Annotated in this window: 17 protein-coding genes and 1 pseudogene; all 18 read right to left on the bottom strand. The window is 47.9% G+C overall.

Going from position 1 to position 20,437, the window contains the following annotated elements; translation table 11 throughout:
• Window positions 1-16: 16 nt before the first annotated feature.
• Window positions 17-2,161 carry a glycoside hydrolase family 3 C-terminal domain-containing protein gene (locus DWY63_RS03000; RefSeq protein ID WP_117801258.1) on the bottom strand — a complete coding sequence of 715 codons (2,145 nt, stop codon included), beginning with the start codon at window positions 2,159-2,161 and terminating at the stop codon, window positions 17-19.
• A 232-nt stretch (window positions 2,162-2,393) separates the two neighbouring features.
• Entirely contained in the window at window positions 2,394-2,999 is a 606-nt protein-coding gene (locus tag DWY63_RS02995; protein ID WP_022462444.1) for a type IV toxin-antitoxin system AbiEi family antitoxin domain-containing protein, read from the bottom strand.
• A 315-nt stretch (window positions 3,000-3,314) separates the two neighbouring features.
• The gene (gene hisC, locus DWY63_RS02990; protein ID WP_158568308.1) at window positions 3,315-4,394 is read right to left on the bottom strand and encodes a histidinol-phosphate transaminase; all 1,080 of its coding nucleotides are present in this window, start codon (window positions 4,392-4,394) and stop codon (window positions 3,315-3,317) included.
• Between the two features lie 122 nt (window positions 4,395-4,516).
• Window positions 4,517-6,181, bottom strand: coding sequence for a peptide ABC transporter substrate-binding protein (locus DWY63_RS02985; protein ID WP_117801255.1), 1,665 nt, complete (start codon window positions 6,179-6,181; stop codon window positions 4,517-4,519).
• A 92-nt stretch (window positions 6,182-6,273) separates the two neighbouring features.
• Window positions 6,274-7,299 (bottom strand): ABC transporter ATP-binding protein, encoded by a 1,026-nt coding sequence (locus DWY63_RS02980; protein ID WP_117801253.1) that lies wholly within the window; start codon window positions 7,297-7,299, stop codon window positions 6,274-6,276.
• On the bottom strand, window positions 7,292-8,335 hold the full coding sequence (locus DWY63_RS02975; protein ID WP_117761474.1) for an ABC transporter ATP-binding protein: 1,044 nt from the start codon (window positions 8,333-8,335) through the stop codon (window positions 7,292-7,294). The genes DWY63_RS02980 and DWY63_RS02975 overlap by 8 nt, the downstream gene beginning before the upstream one ends.
• A gap of 5 nt (window positions 8,336-8,340) precedes the next feature.
• Window positions 8,341-9,246 (bottom strand): ABC transporter permease, encoded by a 906-nt coding sequence (locus DWY63_RS02970; protein WP_117801251.1) that lies wholly within the window; start codon window positions 9,244-9,246, stop codon window positions 8,341-8,343.
• A 12-nt stretch (window positions 9,247-9,258) separates the two neighbouring features.
• Entirely contained in the window at window positions 9,259-10,173 is a 915-nt protein-coding gene (locus DWY63_RS02965; RefSeq protein WP_117801249.1) for an ABC transporter permease, read from the bottom strand.
• Between the two features lie 96 nt (window positions 10,174-10,269).
• Window positions 10,270-10,608, bottom strand: a complete 339-nt coding sequence (locus DWY63_RS02960) for a P-II family nitrogen regulator (RefSeq protein WP_022462439.1) — start codon at window positions 10,606-10,608, stop codon at window positions 10,270-10,272.
• A 42-nt stretch (window positions 10,609-10,650) separates the two neighbouring features.
• Window positions 10,651-11,865: an ammonium transporter gene (locus tag DWY63_RS02955; protein ID WP_117801247.1), complete on the bottom strand. Its 1,215-nt coding sequence runs from the start codon at window positions 11,863-11,865 to the stop codon at window positions 10,651-10,653.
• Between the two features lie 87 nt (window positions 11,866-11,952).
• Window positions 11,953-12,291, bottom strand: coding sequence for a P-II family nitrogen regulator (locus DWY63_RS02950; RefSeq protein WP_117801520.1), 339 nt, complete (start codon window positions 12,289-12,291; stop codon window positions 11,953-11,955).
• A 237-nt stretch (window positions 12,292-12,528) separates the two neighbouring features.
• A complete protein-coding gene (locus tag DWY63_RS02945; RefSeq protein ID WP_117801245.1) occupies window positions 12,529-13,563 on the bottom strand; it encodes a 2-hydroxyacid dehydrogenase in 1,035 nt (344 codons plus the stop codon).
• An 88-nt stretch (window positions 13,564-13,651) separates the two neighbouring features.
• Complete coding sequence (locus tag DWY63_RS02940) at window positions 13,652-15,025, bottom strand: MATE family efflux transporter (protein ID WP_117801519.1); 1,374 nt, start codon at window positions 15,023-15,025, stop codon at window positions 13,652-13,654.
• Between the two features lie 682 nt (window positions 15,026-15,707).
• Window positions 15,708-15,977 carry a hypothetical protein gene (locus tag DWY63_RS02935; protein ID WP_022462435.1) on the bottom strand — a complete coding sequence of 90 codons (270 nt, stop codon included), beginning with the start codon at window positions 15,975-15,977 and terminating at the stop codon, window positions 15,708-15,710.
• 916 nt (window positions 15,978-16,893) lie between these two features.
• Complete coding sequence (locus DWY63_RS02930; protein WP_117801518.1) at window positions 16,894-18,051, bottom strand: FprA family A-type flavoprotein; 1,158 nt, start codon at window positions 18,049-18,051, stop codon at window positions 16,894-16,896.
• A gap of 355 nt (window positions 18,052-18,406) precedes the next feature.
• Complete coding sequence (locus DWY63_RS02925) at window positions 18,407-19,474, bottom strand: helix-turn-helix domain-containing protein (protein ID WP_117801243.1); 1,068 nt, start codon at window positions 19,472-19,474, stop codon at window positions 18,407-18,409.
• A gap of 187 nt (window positions 19,475-19,661) precedes the next feature.
• A complete protein-coding gene (locus DWY63_RS02920) occupies window positions 19,662-19,898 on the bottom strand; it encodes a hypothetical protein (RefSeq protein WP_117762113.1) in 237 nt (78 codons plus the stop codon).
• Between the two features lie 17 nt (window positions 19,899-19,915).
• Window positions 19,916-20,437: pseudogene (locus tag DWY63_RS02915) on the bottom strand (IS200/IS605 family accessory protein TnpB-related protein); the annotation flags it as partial.

Here is a 20,437-nt window from a genome sequence, read left to right as displayed (position 1 = left end):
AATTTCTATCTAATACTTAATACTCGACGTTCTCTTCATTTCCTTCTTTTCTGACCGTCAGAATCTCTGTCTCACGTCCTGTCAGCGCGCGGCTTCTTTCGCCCGGCTGCTGTCCACCGATGGAGATTTCATACTCGCCCGGCCGTACGGCACATCCGCCGTCCTCTGTGATAACAGCAAAATCTCTTGCATGCAGTGTCACGGAAACCTCTTTTTCTTCTCCTGCCTGCAGTTCCACGCACGCGATGCCTTTTAACTGGAAGCCTGGTTCACCCGGCTGTGCGTGTTTGTATTTCACATAAACCTCTATGCTCTCATGCAGCGGATATGCACTCTCATTCTTCACCTTCGTGCACACGGTCACATCGTCGAGCACCGCGCTCGTCTCCTGCTCCGTTTTTGCGCCGCTGTAGGAAATTGTTCCATACGTCAGTCCATATCCAAATGGATACAGAATATTTTTATCAGTATAGCGGTAGGTTCGTCCTGCCATGCTGTAATCGGTGAACTCCGGCAGATTTTCTGTTCCCTGATAGAAAGTCACCGGCAGTTTTCCGTTCGGTGCATAATCGCCGAACAGCGCCTCTGCCACGGCTTTTCCACCGCGCGCACCCGGATACCAGCTGTCAAGAATAGCCGGTACATGCTCCTCGGCCCAGGACAGGTCGATGGCACTTCCTGCCGAGAGAACGAGGACTACCGGTTTTCCAACCGCTGTGATTGTCTCAAGCAGTTCCTCCTGTAAGCCCGGCAGATTGAGACCCAGCTTATCGCCGCTCGCGTATTCGTTTCCGGCATCGCCTTCCTCGCCCTCAACAGTTGCATCAAGTCCAAGGCACAGAACGACAACGTCTGCGTGCTCAGCGGCAATGACAGCCTCTTTGAAACGGTCTTTGTCCTCGCCGAGTCCTTCGACTTTATTTTTATACAGATGGCAGCCCTCTGCGTATGTCACTCTCACATCATCACCGACATACTGCTGAATTCCTTCCAGCGGTGTGATGTATCTGGACGATGTTCCCTGATAGTTTCCAACCAGCGCTGCTCTCGAGTTCGCGTTCGGTCCGATCACGGCGATACTGCGGATCTTCTTCACATCGAGCGGCAGCATGTTGTTTTCATTTTTCAGCAGAACCATACTTCTTCTCGCTGCCTCGACGGACAGATCAACATGCTCCTTGCACTCGACTAGATCGTAGGACAGATCTTCGTACGGTGACGGATAGTCTTTCATCATACCGAGGCGGATGCGGATTTCCATCAGGCGCTCAACTGCCGCGGTGATTGCCTCTTCGGATACCAGGCCATCCTCGTATGCTTTCGGCAGATGCAGGAAAGCAACGCCGCAGTTCAGGTCACAGCCGTTGTTGACGGCACGCGCTGCGGACTCCTCTACATTTTTGGTCACTCTGTGGTGCTCATGGAAATCTATGATTGCCCAGCAGTCGGAGACAACATGGCCTTCAAAGCCGAACTCATCGCGCAGGATGTCCTTTAACAATGTCTTGCTTCCGCATGCCGGTTCACCGTTGACACGGTTATACGCGCCCATGACTGCCTCGACTTTTGCATCCTTGACACAGCGTTTGAAGGCATACAGATAGGTGTCATACAGATCATGTTTGCTGACTCTTGCGTCAAACTCATGGCGGATCGCCTCTGGGCCGCTGTGGACGGCGAAATGTTTGGCACACGCCGCTGCCTTCGGGTGATCCGGGTCCGGTCCCTGTAATCCGCGGATGTAGGCGCATCCGAGCTCACCAGTCAGATACGGGTCCTCACCATATGTCTCATGGCCGCGGCCCCATCTCGGATCACGGAAAATGTTGACGTTCGGTGCCCAGAAGGTCAGGCCTTTGTAGATGCCGCGGTCGCCTTTTCTTGAAAACTCGTTGAATTTTGCACGTCCCTCGGTAGAAACAACATCACCGATCTCCTGCAGCAGCTCTTTATCAAACGTTGCTGCAAGGCCAATAGCCTGCGGAAATACCGTTGCCACACCAGCTCTTGCCACGCCGTGCAGCGCTTCATTCCACCAGTTGTATGCCGGAATGCCAAGACGCTCGATCGCCGGTGACTGATAGACCATCTGGCTCATTTTTTCTTCCAGCGTCATCTGGGAAACCAGCTGTTTTGCATACTCTCTCGTCTCTTTACTCATAGGTAAAATCCTCCCGAAATTTGTTGCCTCTATTATATCGCCGCGTTTCCCGTTCGGCTAGTCAAGTATTGCTCTTTGCTTCTCATTTTATGCGATTTTTGCGAACGACACCGGGGAACATACGAGGAAATCGTGTATGCGTAACCATCCGATATACACGCAGAAACTCCCGGCAGAATTTCTCGTATAAGATCTTCCGTCGGGAGTTTCCCTTATCTATTCCTGTGAAATTTTATTTCTGATACTCTTCCTCGATATTTTTTACCGCACGGAGCTTGTTCGCGTATTCCAGAATCTCTTCTTTGGAATATTTCTGTTTCCGGCACCAGGTGAGGATTTCTTCTTTTACTTCCTCCGGCATCTTGTTGTTCATGCGCAGACAGTCACAGAAGGTTCTCTTCGGAGAATAATATTTGTAGGAACCAAACTCTGTCTTTTTCTCACAGATTTCGCCCGGGACATCGGCATTCTGGAAATAAAAACGTCTGATTTCAAAATTTTCCAGATCCATTTTTTTTCGGTCTGTCCGTGCTGTTGCAACTGCAATCGTAGCCGGCTCTTCTTTCAGCATTCCGGCAAGCCATGCAGCACTGTCCATGCAGATGACTGCGCGTGGGTTTACTTTCGCAATTTCGATATATTGATAGTCTTCCGGTTTTTCATAACCACAGTCCTTGCACCAGTACCAGCCGCGTGCAAATCGTTCCAGACTTCCTTCCTCTTCCATTTCTGCCAGCTGCAGTACAGTCACCTGATGATCTCTGAGGTCTGCGAAACTCATATATCCATGATGTTCTTTAAATAACGTCGTGATCTTCTGGTATGTTTTAAAAAGCATATTTTCTTTCCCCTTTCAGGATGTGATACATGTTTTTTCATCTATAGGCGTTTGCACATATAATATTCCAATTTTCATGGAATGGCAAGCACTAATTTGCAAAAACCATGTTTTTTCTCTGTTTTTTTCTTATTAGCTGCTGCTAACATATTTCTCTTTTTATCACTTATAAGTATACCTTTTTTACCTGAAATATGCAACCTGCTGATCCGCTTTTTCTGTTCTCATACCAGCAGAAAAAGACCGGATTTTTTACTTCTCATCCGGTCTTTTTCTCTTTCATTCTATCTTTTAACGTTTACCGTAAAACCTTTTTCACTCTGCCACTTCCAGAATTTCTTTTAATGCTTTGATATAAAGTTTACACTCCTCCATCGTTCCCACGCTCACACGGCTCATCTCAAAAGCGCCGATACGGATGCCCTTTTCCATCAGCTGTTCCTGAATCCAGGCAGGATCTTTTCCGGTATCGAAGTAGATGAAATTCGACTGGGACGGATAAACCCTGCAGCCAAGCGCTGCCATCTCTTTTTCCAGATATTCTCTTCCCTCCACGATTTTTGCTTTCTGCTCCTGATAATATTCCTGGTCTGCCAGGCCTGCCACTGCCGCTTTCTGGGCACAGACATTCAGGTTCCAGGAAGCGGAACATTTCCGCATGATTCCAATCAGCTCTTCGGAGCCCAGCGCATAGCCGACACGAAGGCCTGCCATCGCATAATATTTGGAAAAGGTACGGAGAACCAGAATCGGTTTTTCCGGATGCGCTTTCATATAATCAACCATACTGCAGCAGTCCGGCTCGGTGGCAAACTCCATGTATGCCTCATCCATCACCAGCAGCACGTCCTCCGGAAGAGTATCTGCGAATGCTTCCAGCTCCCCGATCGGCACATACGTTCCGGTCGGGTTATTCGGATTGCAGATCACCACGATTTTTGTTTTTTCACCGATTTTTTCTTTCATGGCAGGGAGATTAAATTTCTGCTCCTCGGTTACCGGTACGGAGACCGGCACACCGCCATTTAAATACGCCATGTCGGCAAATGCCCCGTAGGTCGGCGCGGAAAACAGCACCTCATCTCCCTCGTCCAGAAAGGTCAGTCCGATCATATCGATCATCGCACTCGATCCGGCGCCTGTCAGTACATTTTCTGCTTTTAATCCGTACTGCTCCGCTACCTTCTGTTTCAGCAGTACTGCCGCAAAATCAGGATAAAAATGGCTTCCCGCCATAGAGTCCTCCAGTGCCGCCACTGCCTTCGGTGACATTCCGTAATTGTTTTCGTTTAATCCCATATGGATCAGTTTTGAGGTGTCCTTCGCAAATGCCTTCTGACGTTTGCTCGGCGGCATGCTCTGTAATGCGTGGCTGATGATTTTATTTACTTCCATATTCATTTCCTCCTGTTTTCACGGCTTCTATTGTTTTTTTTTCGGAAAATTACCGTTTTACGGCTCCCCTCGAAACAGCTGCTAAGCCATCTGCGGAGCCTGCCCGTTTTCCGATTTTTTGCTTAAGACTCAGAAGAGCTGTCTCCCAATACCAGATATTTGGTACGGATCATGTTTCTGGACGGGTCAATCTCAAAGTTTGTGATGTCGGTGCTTACCAGATAAATATTGGAAGAATTCAGTACCGGTACGCCGAAGCAGTAGTCGTTTACCAGTACGCTCTCAGCCTGGTGCAGCAGCTCAAATCTGGCGGTCGGATCGCTTTCCTCATTCGACTGTGCCATCAGTTCGTCATACTCCGGGCAGTTGGTCTTGTTATCGTTGTAGCTGTCGTTGGAACGGTACATGGAAAGGAAGGTGAACGGATCGGTAAAGTCTGCAGTCCATCTCATACGGGCAAGCTGGAAATCGCCGGATCTTCTCTCTGCTACCTGTACCTGCTGCTCCTCTGCCTGAAGCTCCACCTCGATGCCAAGGTTTGTTTTCCACTGTGCCTGCAGGGCCTGTGCCATATCGCTGTCGAGCTGGAGGCTCGGGTATCTGTAGGTGATGGCCGGGAAGCCTTCTCCATCCGGGTAACCGGCCTCTGCCAGAAGCTCTTTTGCCTTGTCCGGATCAAAGCCGATCGGATCTTCCTCTGCTTCCTCTGCCCAGTCCTTGCCGCTTGCGGAGGATTTCAGATGTTTTGCTACGAAGAAATCACTTGCCTCATAAGAGGAACCGCACGCGGAAGCTACCTCATCGCGGTTGACTGCCATAGAGAACGCCTGGCGGACGCGGACATCGTCAAATGGTGCTTCATTTACATTGAACAGTACATAATAACTAGTCTGAGATGGAGAAGTAATCAGCCCATCGCTGTCTTTATACTCGTCCATAACGGTATAATCTGCTGAGATAAAGTTCAGCTCACCGGATTTATACGCATTAATGATGGACTGTGTATCGTCCATAACCATTTTTTTGATCGTACCGGTTTTGATCCGGTCTGCCTGAACGTAATTTTCATTTTTCTTATAAACGCTGTACTGGTTCGGTACATACTCTGCGAGGTAGTACGGTCCGCAGCTTACCAGCGCATCCATGTCATTTCCCATTGCCCAGTCGCCGTTGGTCTCGGTCTGAAGCTCACGATGCGTCGGCATATAAACCGGAAGTACAAAGAGCTGTTCGAAGTAAGCGCACGGCTCCTTTAAGTTGAACACAATGGTCTTGTCATCGCTGGTGTCTACGCCAAGACCGCTCTCATCGCCGGTTCCGTTGTACATTTCCTCAGCTCCCGCAATCGGGTAAAGCATTGAGGAATAACCACTCTTGCAGTTCGGATCCAGTGCGCGGACAATGGTATTTTTGAAATCGGCACTTGTCACATCGTCTCCGTTGCTCCATTTTGCATCGCTGCGGAGGTGTACGGTGTACTGTGTCATATCCTCATTGACATCAACGCTTTCTGCCAGAATATAATCCCAGGAACCGTCCTCTTTCATTTCCATGATCGGGGCCATACACACATCATCGTAGGACCACCACCATAAACCGCTCTCTCCTGCGCTGTCCAGGCTTCCGGCCTCGGTATTCATCGTTGTTACAATCATATCGGAAGTACTGCCGCTTTTGCCTCCTCCGGAAGAGCTGCTGCTTCCTCCGCTGCTTCCGCATCCGGCAAGGGATCCTGCCAGAAGAACAGCCGCTGCCAGTGTCGCTGTTGTTTTCCATAATTTCCTCATAATGTTCTCCTCCTTTTGCTGCTGATGCTTGTTTGAAACACAGCTCCGGTCCCTGAAACCTCTGTTCCCAAACCTGCCGCACCGGAATGGTTCTATTTTGCTCCGGCCAGCAGCGGTTCGATTGCCAGACCCTCCCTCTGTCTCAAATACCGCGGGGAATATAAGAAGCAAGCCACTTTCCTGCCCTCAATATCATACGTTGCCGGGCGGGCCTGGCTGCATTCTTCCATAGCGTAGGGGCACCTCGTGTGGAACGGGCATCCTTTCGGCGGATGGATCGGACTCGGGATTTCGCCTTCCAGCAGGATTCGTTTTCTGCTTCTTGCGGTCTTCGGATCCGGGATCGGCTCTGCAGAAAGCAGTGCCTTCGAATATGGGTGAAGCGGACGGCGGTAAACATCATTGGATTCTCCGATCTCTACCATGTGTCCCAGATACATGACACCGATCCGGTGGCTGATATGCTTTACCATGCCAAGATCGTGTGCGATAAAGAGATAGCTGATACCCTCTTTTTTCTGAATATCCTCCAAAAGGTTGATGACCTGTGCCTGGATGGAAACGTCGAGCGCCGAAATCGGTTCGTCGCAGACGATAAAGTCCGGTTCGAGTGCCAGCGTTCTCGCAATTCCGATTCGCTGTCTCTGGCCGCCGGAAAATTCATGCGGATATCTTCGGATGTGGTCCGGTTTTAATCCAACCGTTTCCAGCAGCTCCTGCACGCGTTTTTTTCGCTTTTTTTCATCGTACATGTGATGAATCACCATCGGCTCCTCAATAATCTCACCGACGGTAAAACGGGGATTTAAGGATGCATATGGATCCTGGAAGATCATCTGCAGCTTCTGCCGGTAGGGAAGCATCTTTTTCCGGGAAAGCCTGGAAATATCTTCTCCCTCGAAAACGATTTCGCCCTTTGTCGGCTCATAGATCCGTAAAATCGTGCGGCCAAGTGTACTTTTTCCACAGCCGGATTCTCCGACCAGTCCGAAGGTTTCCCCTTTTTTTACCTCGAAGGAAATACCATCTACGGCAATGACCTTCTGTGCTCCCTTCATTCCTCTGTTCACATCAAAGTATTTACACAGGTTTTTTACTTCCAGTACATTTTCACTCATTGGCAGCCGCCTCCTCCCCGGAAACTGTGATTTTTGTTTCATCCATACATTCCAGCCAGCATCTGCAGCAGTGCGTCTCGCTGTAGGTTGTCACCGGAGAGGCCTGTACCTCACAGATCTTCATAGTGTAAGGACAGCGGCTCATAAATGCGCAGCCCTTCGGAAGCTTTAAGAGGTCCGGCGGTGTTCCCGGAATCGGAACGAGCGGTTCGTCGTTATCCTTTGCCGAATTGTTGATACTGTTCAGAAGACCTTTCGTGTACGGATGATGTGGTTCGTAGAAAATCTCATCGACGGTTCCCTCTTCTACGATCTGTCCTGCGTACATAATGGCAATCCGGTCACACATAGAAGCGACAACGCCGAGGTCGTGGGTAATCATAATAACGGAGGTTCCTTTTTCCTTCGTCAGCTTTTTCAAAAGCTCCAGAATCTGTGCCTGTACGGTCACATCCAGTGCGGTTGTCGGCTCATCTGCGATAATCAGCTTCGGATCACACGCCAGCGCCGTCGCAATAATGATTCTCTGCCGCATGCCGCCGGAAAATTCAAATGGATACTGATCGAGCCGTTTTTCCGGACTTGGAATTCCGACCTGCCGCATCAGCTCAATGGCTTTCGCTTCCGCTTCTTTTTTAGAGCAATTCTGATGCTTTCGAATTCCCTCTGTCATCTGAATTCCGATTTTCAGGATCGGATTCAGAAATGTCATCGGATCCTGGAAAATCATGCCGATGCGGTTTCCGCGGATCTGCTGCATTTTCTTTTCATAAGCCCGTTTTTCTTTCCGGTCCTTCGTGTGCGGCGGAGAAATGTTTTCTCCGTCGAAAAGGATCTCTCCTTCTTCCACTCTGCCGTTCGATGCCAGAAGCCCCATCAGGGTCAGCATGCCGACACTTTTTCCGGAACCGGACTCGCCGACAATACCAAGTACCTCGCCCTCTTCCAGATGGTAGGAAACATCGCGGACTGCGCTGACGGTTCCCTGCTGCGTTTCAAATTTTGTTGTGAGATGGCTGATTTCGAGTAAACTCATACGCTTCACCCCCTGGTTTTCTTTGGATTAAAGGCATCGCCGATTCCCTCACCGAGGAAGTTCAGGGAGAAAATGGTGATACAAATGCAGATGGTCGGCAAAAGCAGCTGTCCCGGGTGCATGGTGAGCACCTGTCGGGCATCCTGCGCCATGGAACCCCAGCTTGCCATCGGAGCGGAAATGCCGATTCCGATGAAGCTTAAGAAGGCTTCGGTGAAAATGGCGTTCGGAACAAGGAAAGTAATCTGTACGATGATCGGCCCGATGGCATTGATCAGCAGATGGCGGAACAGAATTCTCGCATCGCTTGCTCCGATGACGAGTGCTGCCATGGAAAATTCCTGCTCCTTTAAGGCGATCAGCTGGCCTCTTACCTGACGTGCCATGCCGATCCAGCCCGGAATGCAGATACCGATCAGAATGCTTCGTACATTCGATCCGAGAACCATCATGATCAGAATAACGTAGATCATAGATGGCATTGCGTAGATGATATCCACAATACGCATCACAAAGTTATCAAATTTTCCACCAATGTAGCCGCACAGTCCACCGATCACCACACCGAGTACGGTGTTGATGACGGCTGCTCCAAAACCAATCGCCAGGCTGATGCGGCCTCCGTAGCAGAGTCTTGTAAATACATCACGGCCGAATTTGTCGGTTCCGAAAATGTGCTGTGCCGAAAAGCCCGCGTACTGATTGGCTGCGTCCTGTGCATCGTATGCATAGGGGCTGATCATCGGTCCGAAAATGGAAACCACCGCCAGAAGGAGGATGACGACCAGTCCGAGAACTGCCATTGGATTTTTCTTAAATCTTCCCCATGCCGCTTTCCAGAAGCTTTTGCTCTCCACGGCAATAAACTCGCTGTTCTTTTTGGATGGATCAATCGGTGAAAACCAGTCCATAACAGTCACCTCCTAGTTTGTCAGTTTGATTCTCGGGTCAATGAGGGAACAAATGATATCCACCGCCAGGTTGGCAACGGTGATAATCACACCGATGAAAACACTGAAGCCAAGGACTACGGTGTAATCACGGTTTGTGATGGCATTCGTAAATTCACGTCCGATTCCGGGAATGGAAAAAATAGATTCTACGACGAAGCTTCCTGTGATCAGAAATGCGATAGCCGGTCCGAAATAGGTGACAACCGGGATCAGTGCATTTTTAAGGACGTGACGCGCGGTGATGTACAGATTGCTAAGTCCCTTCGCTCTTGCCATCGTTACGTAATCCATCTGAATCGCCTCGGAATACGTACTCTTGGTCAGTCTGGCAATCGAAGCGATCTGTCCGAATGACTGTGCTGCCACCGGAAGAATGTAGTTGGCCGGAGAACCAAGACCGACGATCGGGAGTACCGGCCACCAGACACCGAAAATCATCATCAGCAGAATCGCTGTGACGAATCCCGGGATACTGACCCCCAGCGTCGCAATTCCAAGCAGGGTGTTTTTCACTGCCAGCCGCTTGCTCGTCGCCATCCAGATACCCATCAGAATACCGATGAAAGCGGATACCGCGATAGAGAGAAGTCCGATGCTTAACGTATACGGAAATCCTCTTGCGATCAGTGTATTAACAGAAACGTTCTTTTTATAGGAAATGCCGAGATCCCCGTGCATCAGATTTTCCATGTAAAGAATATACTGTTTCCACATGGGTTCATCCAGTCCGTAGGTCGATTCAAGCTGTTCAATCGCGCTCTGGGAAAGATTGTCTGCCTCGAACGGGCTGCCCGGCATAATCCGAATCAGGAAAAAGGTAATGGTGATCAGTGCCCAGATCGTCACCACTCCAATAAATAAACGTTTTATAATGTATCTTACCATGCAGCATTCCTCCCGTTCCGGCTTTTTTAGCTCAGAAGAGGCAGCCGAACGATCTGTTCTGGCTGCCTCTTTGCACCTTTTTACTGTCTTTTGTTTTTATAATGCTTCCTCGCCGCGCTGGCCGGTACGAACCCGGATGACATCTGCCACTTTTTCGACAAAAATCTTTCCGTCCCCGATATTTCCGGTACACAGCTTCTTTTCCAGGAAGCCTTTTAATACTTCAATTGTCTTATCGTCACCGACGGTCTCGAATTTGCATTTCATCAGTACATTCGGTCCGCTCATGGTTCCACGGTACATCACCCGGTAACCCTTCTGGTTTCCATATCCGGTGATATCCGTTTCCATCACGCCGTACACGGCACACGATTCCATGATGTCGATGACATCCTCCCGGTTCGCGGGTTTGACAATAACTGTCAGCTTTTTCATATCCGCACCACCTTTTTATTGATCCTTTTTCATCGATTCTTTTTATTTGTCATTGTGGAAGTGGAAGTTTGCATAAGCGCTGCATCCGTGCTCGTGCATATCCAGTCCGTCGATCTCTTCCTTCTCGGTTACGCGAAGTCCGATGGTCTTTTTCAGGACGAAGAACAGAATGAACGCCAGAATCAGGGTATATGCTGCAACTGCTACAAAACCGATCAGCTGGGTGATAAAGCTGCATCCTTCACCGAAAATACCGGTAAATAGAGTTCCGAGTGCTCCACAGACACCGTGTACACTGATTGCACCAACCGGGTCATCGATTTTTACGACTTTATCAAAGAATTCAACCGCAAATACAACAACGACACCTGCAACTGCTCCAATGAACAGTGCCTCGTAGTCATTCACTACATCACAGCTTGCTGTGATAGCTACCAGTCCGGCCAGTGCGCCGTTCATTGTCATACTGATATCCGGTTTTCCATAACGTACCCAGGTAACAATCAGGGTAACCAGCGTTGCTGCTGCTGCCGCAAGGTTTGTAGTCATGGCAATGTCGCCAAGGCTGTAGGTTGCTGCTGTGGTCGATCCACAGTTAAATCCGAACCAGCAGAACCAGAGGATAAAGACGCCAAGTGCTCCAAGCGGAAGGTTATGACCAGGAATAGCAACCGGTTTTCCCTCTTTTGTGTATTTTCCGATACGAGGTCCAACCATTTTTGCACCGGCAAGGGCACACAGACCACCGACCATATGAACTGCAGTAGATCCTGCAAAATCATGGAACCCGATCTGGCTTAACCAGCCGCCGCCCCAGATCCAGTGTCCGGTGATCGGATAAATGATAACGCTGATGGCTGCGGAGTAAATCAGGTAAGAGATGAATTTGGTTCTCTCTGCCATAGCACCTGATACAATCGTGGCCGATGTTGCACAGAACACGGTCTGGAAAATCATGAATACGCCGATCGGCAGTCCGTTGAACATGCCATCTGCATCTGCCAGCGATTTCGGATGAAAGAAACCTGCTGTTCCGATAAAGGCATTGCTTCCTCCGAACATCAGCGCAAATCCGATGATAAAGAAGAAAATAGAGCCGAGCACGAAATCCATCATATTCTTCATCAGAATGTTTCCGGAGTTTTTCGCTCTTGTAAATCCTGTCTCCACCATGGCAAATCCGGCCTGCATAAAGTACACCAGAAAGGCTCCGACCATGGTCCATACAATATTGAGTAATACCTGTGTGTTTTCCATAATAAGTTCCTCCTCATTCCCATCTTACCTGTTCCCGTCTGCAGATCTTCTGAAACGGTCATCCTGAAACGGTAGCTTTCAGATTTTTTAAAGTGCCTGTTCGCCGTGCTCACCTGTCCGGATCCGCACTGCATCTTCGACATCGTAAACGAAAATTTTTCCATCGCCGTAGTTTCCGGTTGACAGGTTTTTCACAACAAAATCAACGATTTTCGAAACCTTGTCGTCCTCCACAACGGTCTCCACTTTAACCTTCGGAAGCATTTTAGCCACGATTTCCGCTCCGCGGTACATCTGACGATATCCCTTCTGGTTTCCATATCCAAGGATATTTGTGATCATCATACCGTTTGCCTTCTGCTCCTCGAGGAGTAGCTCCAGGTTTTCGAGGCTCTCCGGACGAATTACAATTTCCAGCTTTTTCATGATTTTCCCTCCCTTTCCGAACCGGCTCCTGTACAGCTTCTGATTTTTCCGGCTGCGGATTTCTTTTTTATCCGCCTTCCCGGTTTTCTCTTCCATTCATTTACCGGCTCTGCTGCTTCTATATAGAAATCTGTTTTCTGACAGATTTTCTAACCTCTTCTTTCATGCCTGGACTGTTCCGCAGCTCTGCTGTTTTTACAGTCGTTTTTTTGCAGCTGTTTTCACAATCCGCTGTTTTTAATTAATCACACTCGTCGGCATTCCCTCCAGGTAAGACCGGAAGTTTTTCACCGCCAGATCTACTGCGCGGAGTCTTGCTGCCTTCGGCTGCCAGGCGATATGGGAAGTAATAAAGATGTACGGCGACTGCATCAGCGGAATCTGATACTGCGGCGGCTCATTTGCGACAACATCGAGTCCTGCCATATAAACCTTTCTCGATTCCAGCGCCTCAAGAAGCGCCTCCTCATCGATGATGATTCCCCGCGCGGTGTTGATAATGATGACACCATCCTTCATTTTGGCAAATGCTTCACGGTTCAGCAGGTTTTCTGTTTCCTTCGTATGCGGACAGTGAATGGAGATCACATCCGACCGTTCGAAAATTTCTTCCATGCTGACCTGCTCGATGCCGTCATACTGCGGGCCCGTCTTTTTGTGACGGCTGTTTGCGATGACCTTCATGCCAAAGCCCTTTGCCATTCTTGCCGTCCAAAGGCCGATTGCGCCAAGTCCGATGATTCCCATCGTTTTCTGGTAGAGCTCAATCTGCGGCACGAACAGTTGATTGTAGCTTGCCTGCGGATTCGTTTCTTTTTCTTTCCAGTACCCTGTTTTGGTGTAATCGCTCTGTACCGTCACGTTATGACAGATGTTCATGAGCAGTGCCATCGCATACTGGGCAATGGTGACATCGCCGTAAATCGTATTCGTTATGGTCACGCCCCGGCGTCTTGTCATTTCCACATCGAAGTCTTCAAATCCATGTCCCAGCGTTGCGATATATTTCAGATTCGGATGCGCTTCAAAGAGCTTTTCGTTGATCACTCCTTTGTGGACCCAGATACCAAGTGCTGCGTCGGCGTTCCCGATCTGACTGCTGTAATCTTCGAAGGTGTACCTCTTTTTCTCCTGATGGATGATACGGAACTTTCCGATCTGTGGTACACTCTGCAGCATTTTGTTCCACTCTGCTTCTATTTCTTCGTACGTCAGATCGATGGTTCCCGGGTCTCCTTGAAAAACGACTACCTCATAGTTTTCTTCTTTCATACGCCTCGCCTCCTGTTGTACTTCTGTCTTTTTATGTTCCGATTTCAAGATGGATTTCCAGTATGCCGACAAGTTGATTCTTCTGTTTTTATTCTGTAAGAATTTCCTTTTCCTGTTGCCTTACAACGGATTTATTTTCCCATTTATGACCGAGATACCGGACAATGTAAAATCCTGCACGGACTACCCAGTCGAGGGTCTGTGCAATCCAGACACCAAGGAGTCCCACATGGAGGGAAACACCGATCAGATACGCCAGTGCAATTCGAACGAACCACATGGACAGGATGCTGACCGTCATGGTAAACTTGGCATCTCCCGCGGAACGCATCGTGTTTGGAAGGGTAAAGGCCAGCGGCCAGATCATCATACAGCAGATGCTGTGATATCGGATCACGATCACTGCCATCCGGTAAGCGCCATCGGAAAGGTTATATGCTCCGGCGAACAGTGGTGCTGCTGCCAGAAGCAGGATATTCAGAATCCAAAGGAATGCGTAGGCTCCTGTGATCAGCTTCTTTGTATAGCTTCTCGCCTGCTTATAATCTCCCGCTCCGACACACTGGCCAACCACGGTTGTCATGGCAAGTCCCATCGCCGATCCCGGCATAAAAGCAAGCTGTTCCACGGTCATTGCACAGGCATTTGCTGCGATCGATGCTGTTCCAAATCCTGCAATCATGCTCTGGGTCAGCAGCTTTCCGATCTGGAACATACTGTTTTCCAGCGCCTGCGGAATCCCGATGGAAAAGATCTTTTTCAGCATCTCCCTGTCCCATCCGACCAGGAACCATTTCGTACAGTGGATCTCGTATTTTTCCTGATGCAGCAGCACAAGAATCACAATACTGGCAAAAGCTCTGGAAATCAAAGTGGAAAGTGCCACGCCTGCAACTCCCATGTCAAAGCCGAAAACAAAAACAGCATTTCCGATGATGTTCAGCGCATTCATCACGATGGAAGTAACCATTGAAATATTTGAGTTTCCCATAACCCGGAAAAGCGCCGCCCCCGCATTGTAGATTCCAAGAAACGGAAACGAAAGCGATGTAATGAAGAAGTATTCCACCGCGTAGGCCATAACCTGCTCTTCCACCGATTCGTAGACTACCCGGAGAATCCAGCGGTTTCCGAAAAAGGAAATGCCGCAGATAACAAGTGCAATCAGTCCGCAGATCATCACGAGCTGTTCGGCTGCGTGACACGCTGTTTTCTTATCCCCGCTTCCGAGGAACTGTGCTCCAACAACGGAACCGCCGCTTGCCATCGATGTGAAAATCACGATCAACAGTACGCAGATCGTATTGACAAGTGAGATTCCGGAAACAGCCGTTTCACCGGCCCCGGATACCATCACCATATCTGCCATACCGACGGTAACGGCCAGCACCTGTTCCACAATCAAGGGAACGATCAGCCGGATCAGACGCTTTCGGTCGAATAAAACATTTGTGTTTTCCATCGGACTTTCTCCTTTCCGGTTCTGCATTTTTTCTGTCCTGTTTCTGACAAAATCAAATCTGGTTTTCAGAAGCAGTCCCTGATACCTTTGATAACAAAAAACGACCTGGAAGTCTTCCTTCCAGATCGCCCCGTTGCGAACTCTTTACTGACGTTTCTCCTTTGAATTGAAAAACGCGGCACGAAGCTTTCCCTTCGTACCGCGCCTTCGCGAATCCATTACTTATATGGAGTTTATCTTGAAAAACAGACAGATCATTTTCTGGTTTCCTGAGAGTGTTTTCCGGGAGAAATTTAAACCTGTGAGAAAGGGAAGAAATAAAAAAACGGAGAGATTCTTTTTCAGAACCGCTCCGTTGCGTTGTCTTTATTTTGTTCCATTGCTCTGCTGTTTTTCAACATAGGCACATTCTAACGGAATTCCCGCTTTTTGTCAATCCTTAAATTTTTCGATGATTTCCGGTCTTTTTCGTCAGTTCTGTCAATTTTATACAATTTTGCCGATATTTTTTCAGTCATTTCTGAATATTTTTCTCATGAACCTTTGAGATTTCTTTGTTTTCTTTTAAAATCGCGGAAAAACTCCGGTAAAATTCTGTGAAAATTCAGAGCGAACGCCAGACTTTGCTTTCATCAAATATCCGCCACCTGTCCGGCGCCTGTTTGAAAAAGACTCCGGTATATCAGATCCAGTCAAAATCTCCGCCGGTAATCGCAAGACTTAAGAGTGCATCCATCTTTTCCACTTCCTCTTCGCCCTCAATTCTTTGCAGCAGCACTGCGGTATCCAGCACATCCTCCAAAGATTCGCCAGGTCCGATCTCATAATCCACCTCTGCCTCGCAGTCCGGGCATGGGATTTTTTCCATCGTCTGAAGGGATAAAAAGCGGTTGCCGCATTTCTTGCATTCATAATAACCACATGTTTTGGTTCCGTCTGGTACGTAATACATAGATTCTTATCCTCCTATCCATTTTCCGTTTCTTATTCTACCATACTTACCTTGCCAAAACCAGACATCTGAAAAAGAATCGTTTTTGCAAAAAACAACTCGTAAACACATGCGTACAAGTATTACACTGATTCTTGAAAGAAAAAGGACGCTGTATGCTCTCGTTTCTTTCGGGGCTGTAGCGTCTTTTCTGCTTTCACGGCTCGCGCAGACCGCAGGGCAGTCAAACAGATTTTTCAGCAGACATAGTTTAAGCCCGATCGATTCTTTTTTCTCTCGACCGGGCTTTTAATGAATTTCCAGTAATTTCATTTTATACACCTGCTGCTTTCATTGATTTCGGGGTATTTCGTTATGTTCCTTTTGGACCATACCTCCTGAATTTTTTTGTTTTTATTTTTTCCCTATGGGCCTCTGCCTTTCATTGGAATCATCTCCTTTAGGTTCTATATGTAAACTCTTCAGAGATTTTTTTGATGTTCGGATTAACTATGCCATTGGACTGTACCTCTTACTTTCTTAGATTTCGTTTTGATGTTTCTTTTTCGTCTTGATGTTTCTTTCTTGTTCTTATTTTTGTTCTCTTTTCTTTTGTTGATCTTATATTAACTCATCTTCTCTGTTTTGTCAATACTTTCTTTTAATTTATTTTGTATTTTATTATTTTCAGAATATTATGACATCAAAATCGAAAGATCAGAAACCTGATGCAGTCTCACTTACAAAGAGGCGGCCGCAGGCTTTCGCAAAATTCAACCCCCGGCTTTTTTTGACCCACCGCAGGGCGATCCTGCTCCCTCCGGAACTCCACAGAATCTTCTTTCCAAAAGAGTAGAACGAAAGACTCCGCTGTCTTTGCCTTTCGCAAAGTCCAGCGGAGCATTTTTCCCATATTCTTTCTTCTCTTCTTAATTTCTTATTTGCAGAGTTCCTCGGCCAGTGCCTCGATCTCTTTTACGTTCTCTTCCTTCACAGCGGACATTACTTTTACATTATTCTCTGTCCAGGTGATATTTTTGCTCTTCTCAAACATACCTTTCATCACTTTCGCTGCGGTCGGTGCCCAGCTTCCGTTTTCGATCAGACCGATGGTGCGGTTCTGGAAGCTGCGCTCTGTCAGACGGTTGATGAAATCCTGCATGAACGGGTAAATGCCTGCATTGTAGGTCAGGGTTGCGAGAACCAGCTTACTGTAACGGAAAGCATCCGCTACGGCAGCAGACATATCGTCTCTTGCCAGATCGTAAACAACGACCTTCGGGCATCCTTTTTCTTTCAGCTTATCTGCAAGCAATTCGGCAGCTTTTTTTGTATTGCCGTAAACAGAAGTATAGGCAACCACAACGCCCTCTTCTTCCGGACGATAAGAAGACCAGATATCGTATTTTTCAATGTAGTGGCCAAGATTTTCCGTCAGAACCGGACCGTGCAGGGAACAGATTTTCTGGATATCCAGCGTACCTGCTACTTTCAGGAGCTTCTGTACCTGCAAACCGTATTTTCCGACGATGCCGATGAAATAACGGCGTGCTTCGTCATCCCACGGTTCCTCGCGATCGAGTGCACCGAATTTTCCGAAGCCGTCTGCTGCGAACAGAACCTTGTCGGTGCTGTCGTATGTAACCATAACCTCCGGCCAGTGTACCATCGGAGCGAACACGAAGGTCAGAACGTGTTTTCCGAGCGTAAGGGACTCGCCATCCTTTACTTCCAGTTTCTTTCCGGCGAGATCCATCTTTGGGAAAAAGTTTTTCATCATGGCAAAAGTTTTTGTATTTGCAACAACGGTTGCTTCCGGATATGCTTTTACGAAGTTTTCAATATTCGCAGAGTGATCCGGCTCCATGTGCTGTACGATCAGGTAATCCGGTTTTCTGCCATCCAGTGCTTTCGCAACATTTTCCAGCCATTCATCCGCAAAATTTGCATCTACGGTATCCATAACTGCCGTTTTTTCATCGAGAATTACGTAAGAATTGTATGCCATGCCGTTCGGCACTTTGTACTGACCTTCAAACAGGTCTACCTGATGATCGTTGACTCCTGCGTAGATAATATCCTCTGTAATTTTCATAAAAATCCATATCCTTTCCATCTTGTTTTTTCCTGCCCGGAACCTGCTCCGAACCGTATATTTTTATATTATCCTATGATGGAGGAAAAAGCAAGGAAAAAGCAAGTAAAAATAGTAAAGATTACTATTTTTACTTGCTTTTCTCCGTTCACACACACGATATCCCTTTTCCACAGCTTGCAAATCATCACAATACTTCTATTTTACAGGCATGTTCTTTTGTTTCTTTATCATAACTGATTCCAACCGCCAGTCGCAAAAGCAAGTGCAGAAAGATTCCGAGCGTACATGCTGATACTATGAGTATAGTCTTTTTCTGTGGGAGGCGCAAGAATGGAATCCCGTTTCTCACTTCTTATTTATTTTCCGGGAAAACAATCTCTTTCTCTGGTACGCCTTCTGATTTGATGACGTAGCCGTCAACATCATCAAAATGAATCTTGTACTGATATTCGCTTTCACGTCCCTCTTTTGCGTCATCGGCATCAGCGTAATAGGTAAGGCGAATTTCGAAAGTATTTTTGTTTCCTTCGCGCCAGGACTCATCGCCGATCAGCCAGTCGTTTTCGAGGTTTTTGTTTCTTTTCAGCAGCACCTCGGCGTACTGCTGTGCGCCCCTCCAGATTCCTGTGTTTTTGTACCGGTTCTGCATGGTGTTCTGATACTGCCACAGTGTTACAAACATGATCGTCGCCATAATTGCCGTGAAAAGAACGGTTTTGTATTTCTTTTCTTTTTTCTGTCTCTGCCGGCGGATACATCGAATGGTTCCGATCATCATCATTACCAGAACAAACAGATACCACAGGGTCCAGAAGATCTGCTCTTTTCGTTCCAGACCGCCGGGAATGAATTCTGCCAGCTGATCGCCCCAGACGAAATTTACCAGGGATGCCAGAATGCCGATAGACAGAATGGATGCTGCCCCATAGACTTTCCGGCTTTCTTCATCATCGAGGTTCTGGAAGAAATACCACAGCGATACAAACGCTGCTGCCACCAGACCGCCTAGAATCAGGCCGCCGCCCACGTTTACGATCTTTGCCGCCCACGCTGCCGCTGCCACACCGATCACCAGAAATCCCGCGATCACATTTGCGTTCCGGTCCTGTTTTTTCTGCTGCCTTGAAATGTCACCTGCGTTCTGCAGCATTTCGGCCACCTCCTTCTGAGTATACTGAATTTCCGGCGCCGCCTCTTCCTTCGCCTTCTCCTGCCGTTCGGAGCGCATCAGTTCCAGCACAGAAATCCCAAGTGCCTGAGCCAGCGGCTCAATCGTCTGGATATCGGGAAAGCCAAGTCCCCGCTCCCACCGGCTGACGGCTTTATCCGTCACATGAATCTTTTCCGCAAGCTCTGCCTGCGTCATCTTTTTCTCTTTTCGCATTCCGGCAATAAACCGCCCGAACTCTTTCGCTTCCACGTCGTGCCCCTTCCTCCTGCTGTTCCCGCACCGTCTCATGTTGCCCAGCGGAGCGTTTTTACAGTCTCAGAATAGGCGAAAATAGGCTGTTTTGTCAATCTACGAATCCTTTACCTGCGTTTTTACGCCAAAAAATCCCCGATTCAGCACAAAAGTGCCAAATCGGGGATCTTGTATTTTCCTGTATTTACAGCCCGATCATATTTGCAAACAATACGATCAGCGGAATAGCAATGATGGTTCTCTCCAGAAAGATCACCAGCAGTTTCCAGAAAGTGAACCTCACATGACTAAAGTCACGTGCTTCAAACCGCTTTAGGCGGCAGACAAAATATCGGCGGATACGCCTGTTTCTTAGATCTTGCGCGGATACGCGCTTCTTCCATGCCGGATACGGCAGGTCTCCACATAACAGGTAGTCCACGGTATATCTGCCTGTGTTTATGCTGCTTTTCGCAGTTCCATTTCTGAAATTAAGTCTCTCAAATCTGCATAAACACATGAGGTTCTACGCTTTACTACAGGAACTTTTGCCTCCAGCAAAGACCTTTCCGTTGCCGGTAAGGGTTTTAAAATTTCACGAATAAAATATCTTGCTCCAATATTGTACGATGCAGATAAATCACAATTATATCTCTTTCCATTCTGAAAGGTACACAGACGGTGATCCTGTATATCACGGTCAATTTTTCCAGATCCGTCAAACGCAAGCCTGCTCGTGTTCCATGCACAGATTCGGGAAATCCGTATTCCTTTTCTATGTGCCTGCTGTCCGCATCGTTTCTGGATATCCCGTTTTCTCCACATCTGCAGTTTCTGCTTTTTCTTCCCGGAAAGTTTTCCTTTCATCTCCAGATATTCGAAAACAATCACATCTGCCCTATTTTCTGATGCATAGAAAACGATTTCCCTGGCAATCTTTTTACCAAGTTCTGTATTCAGACGTTTTGCATATGCCCATCT

This window comes from Blautia sp. AF26-2 (genome assembly GCF_003460955.1).
In the GTDB taxonomy this organism is placed as follows: Bacteria; Bacillota; Clostridia; order Lachnospirales; family Lachnospiraceae; genus Fusicatenibacter; species Fusicatenibacter saccharivorans.
The sequence above is the reverse complement of the archived record's forward strand: the minus strand, read 5'-3'. Positions and strand labels throughout refer to the sequence as shown.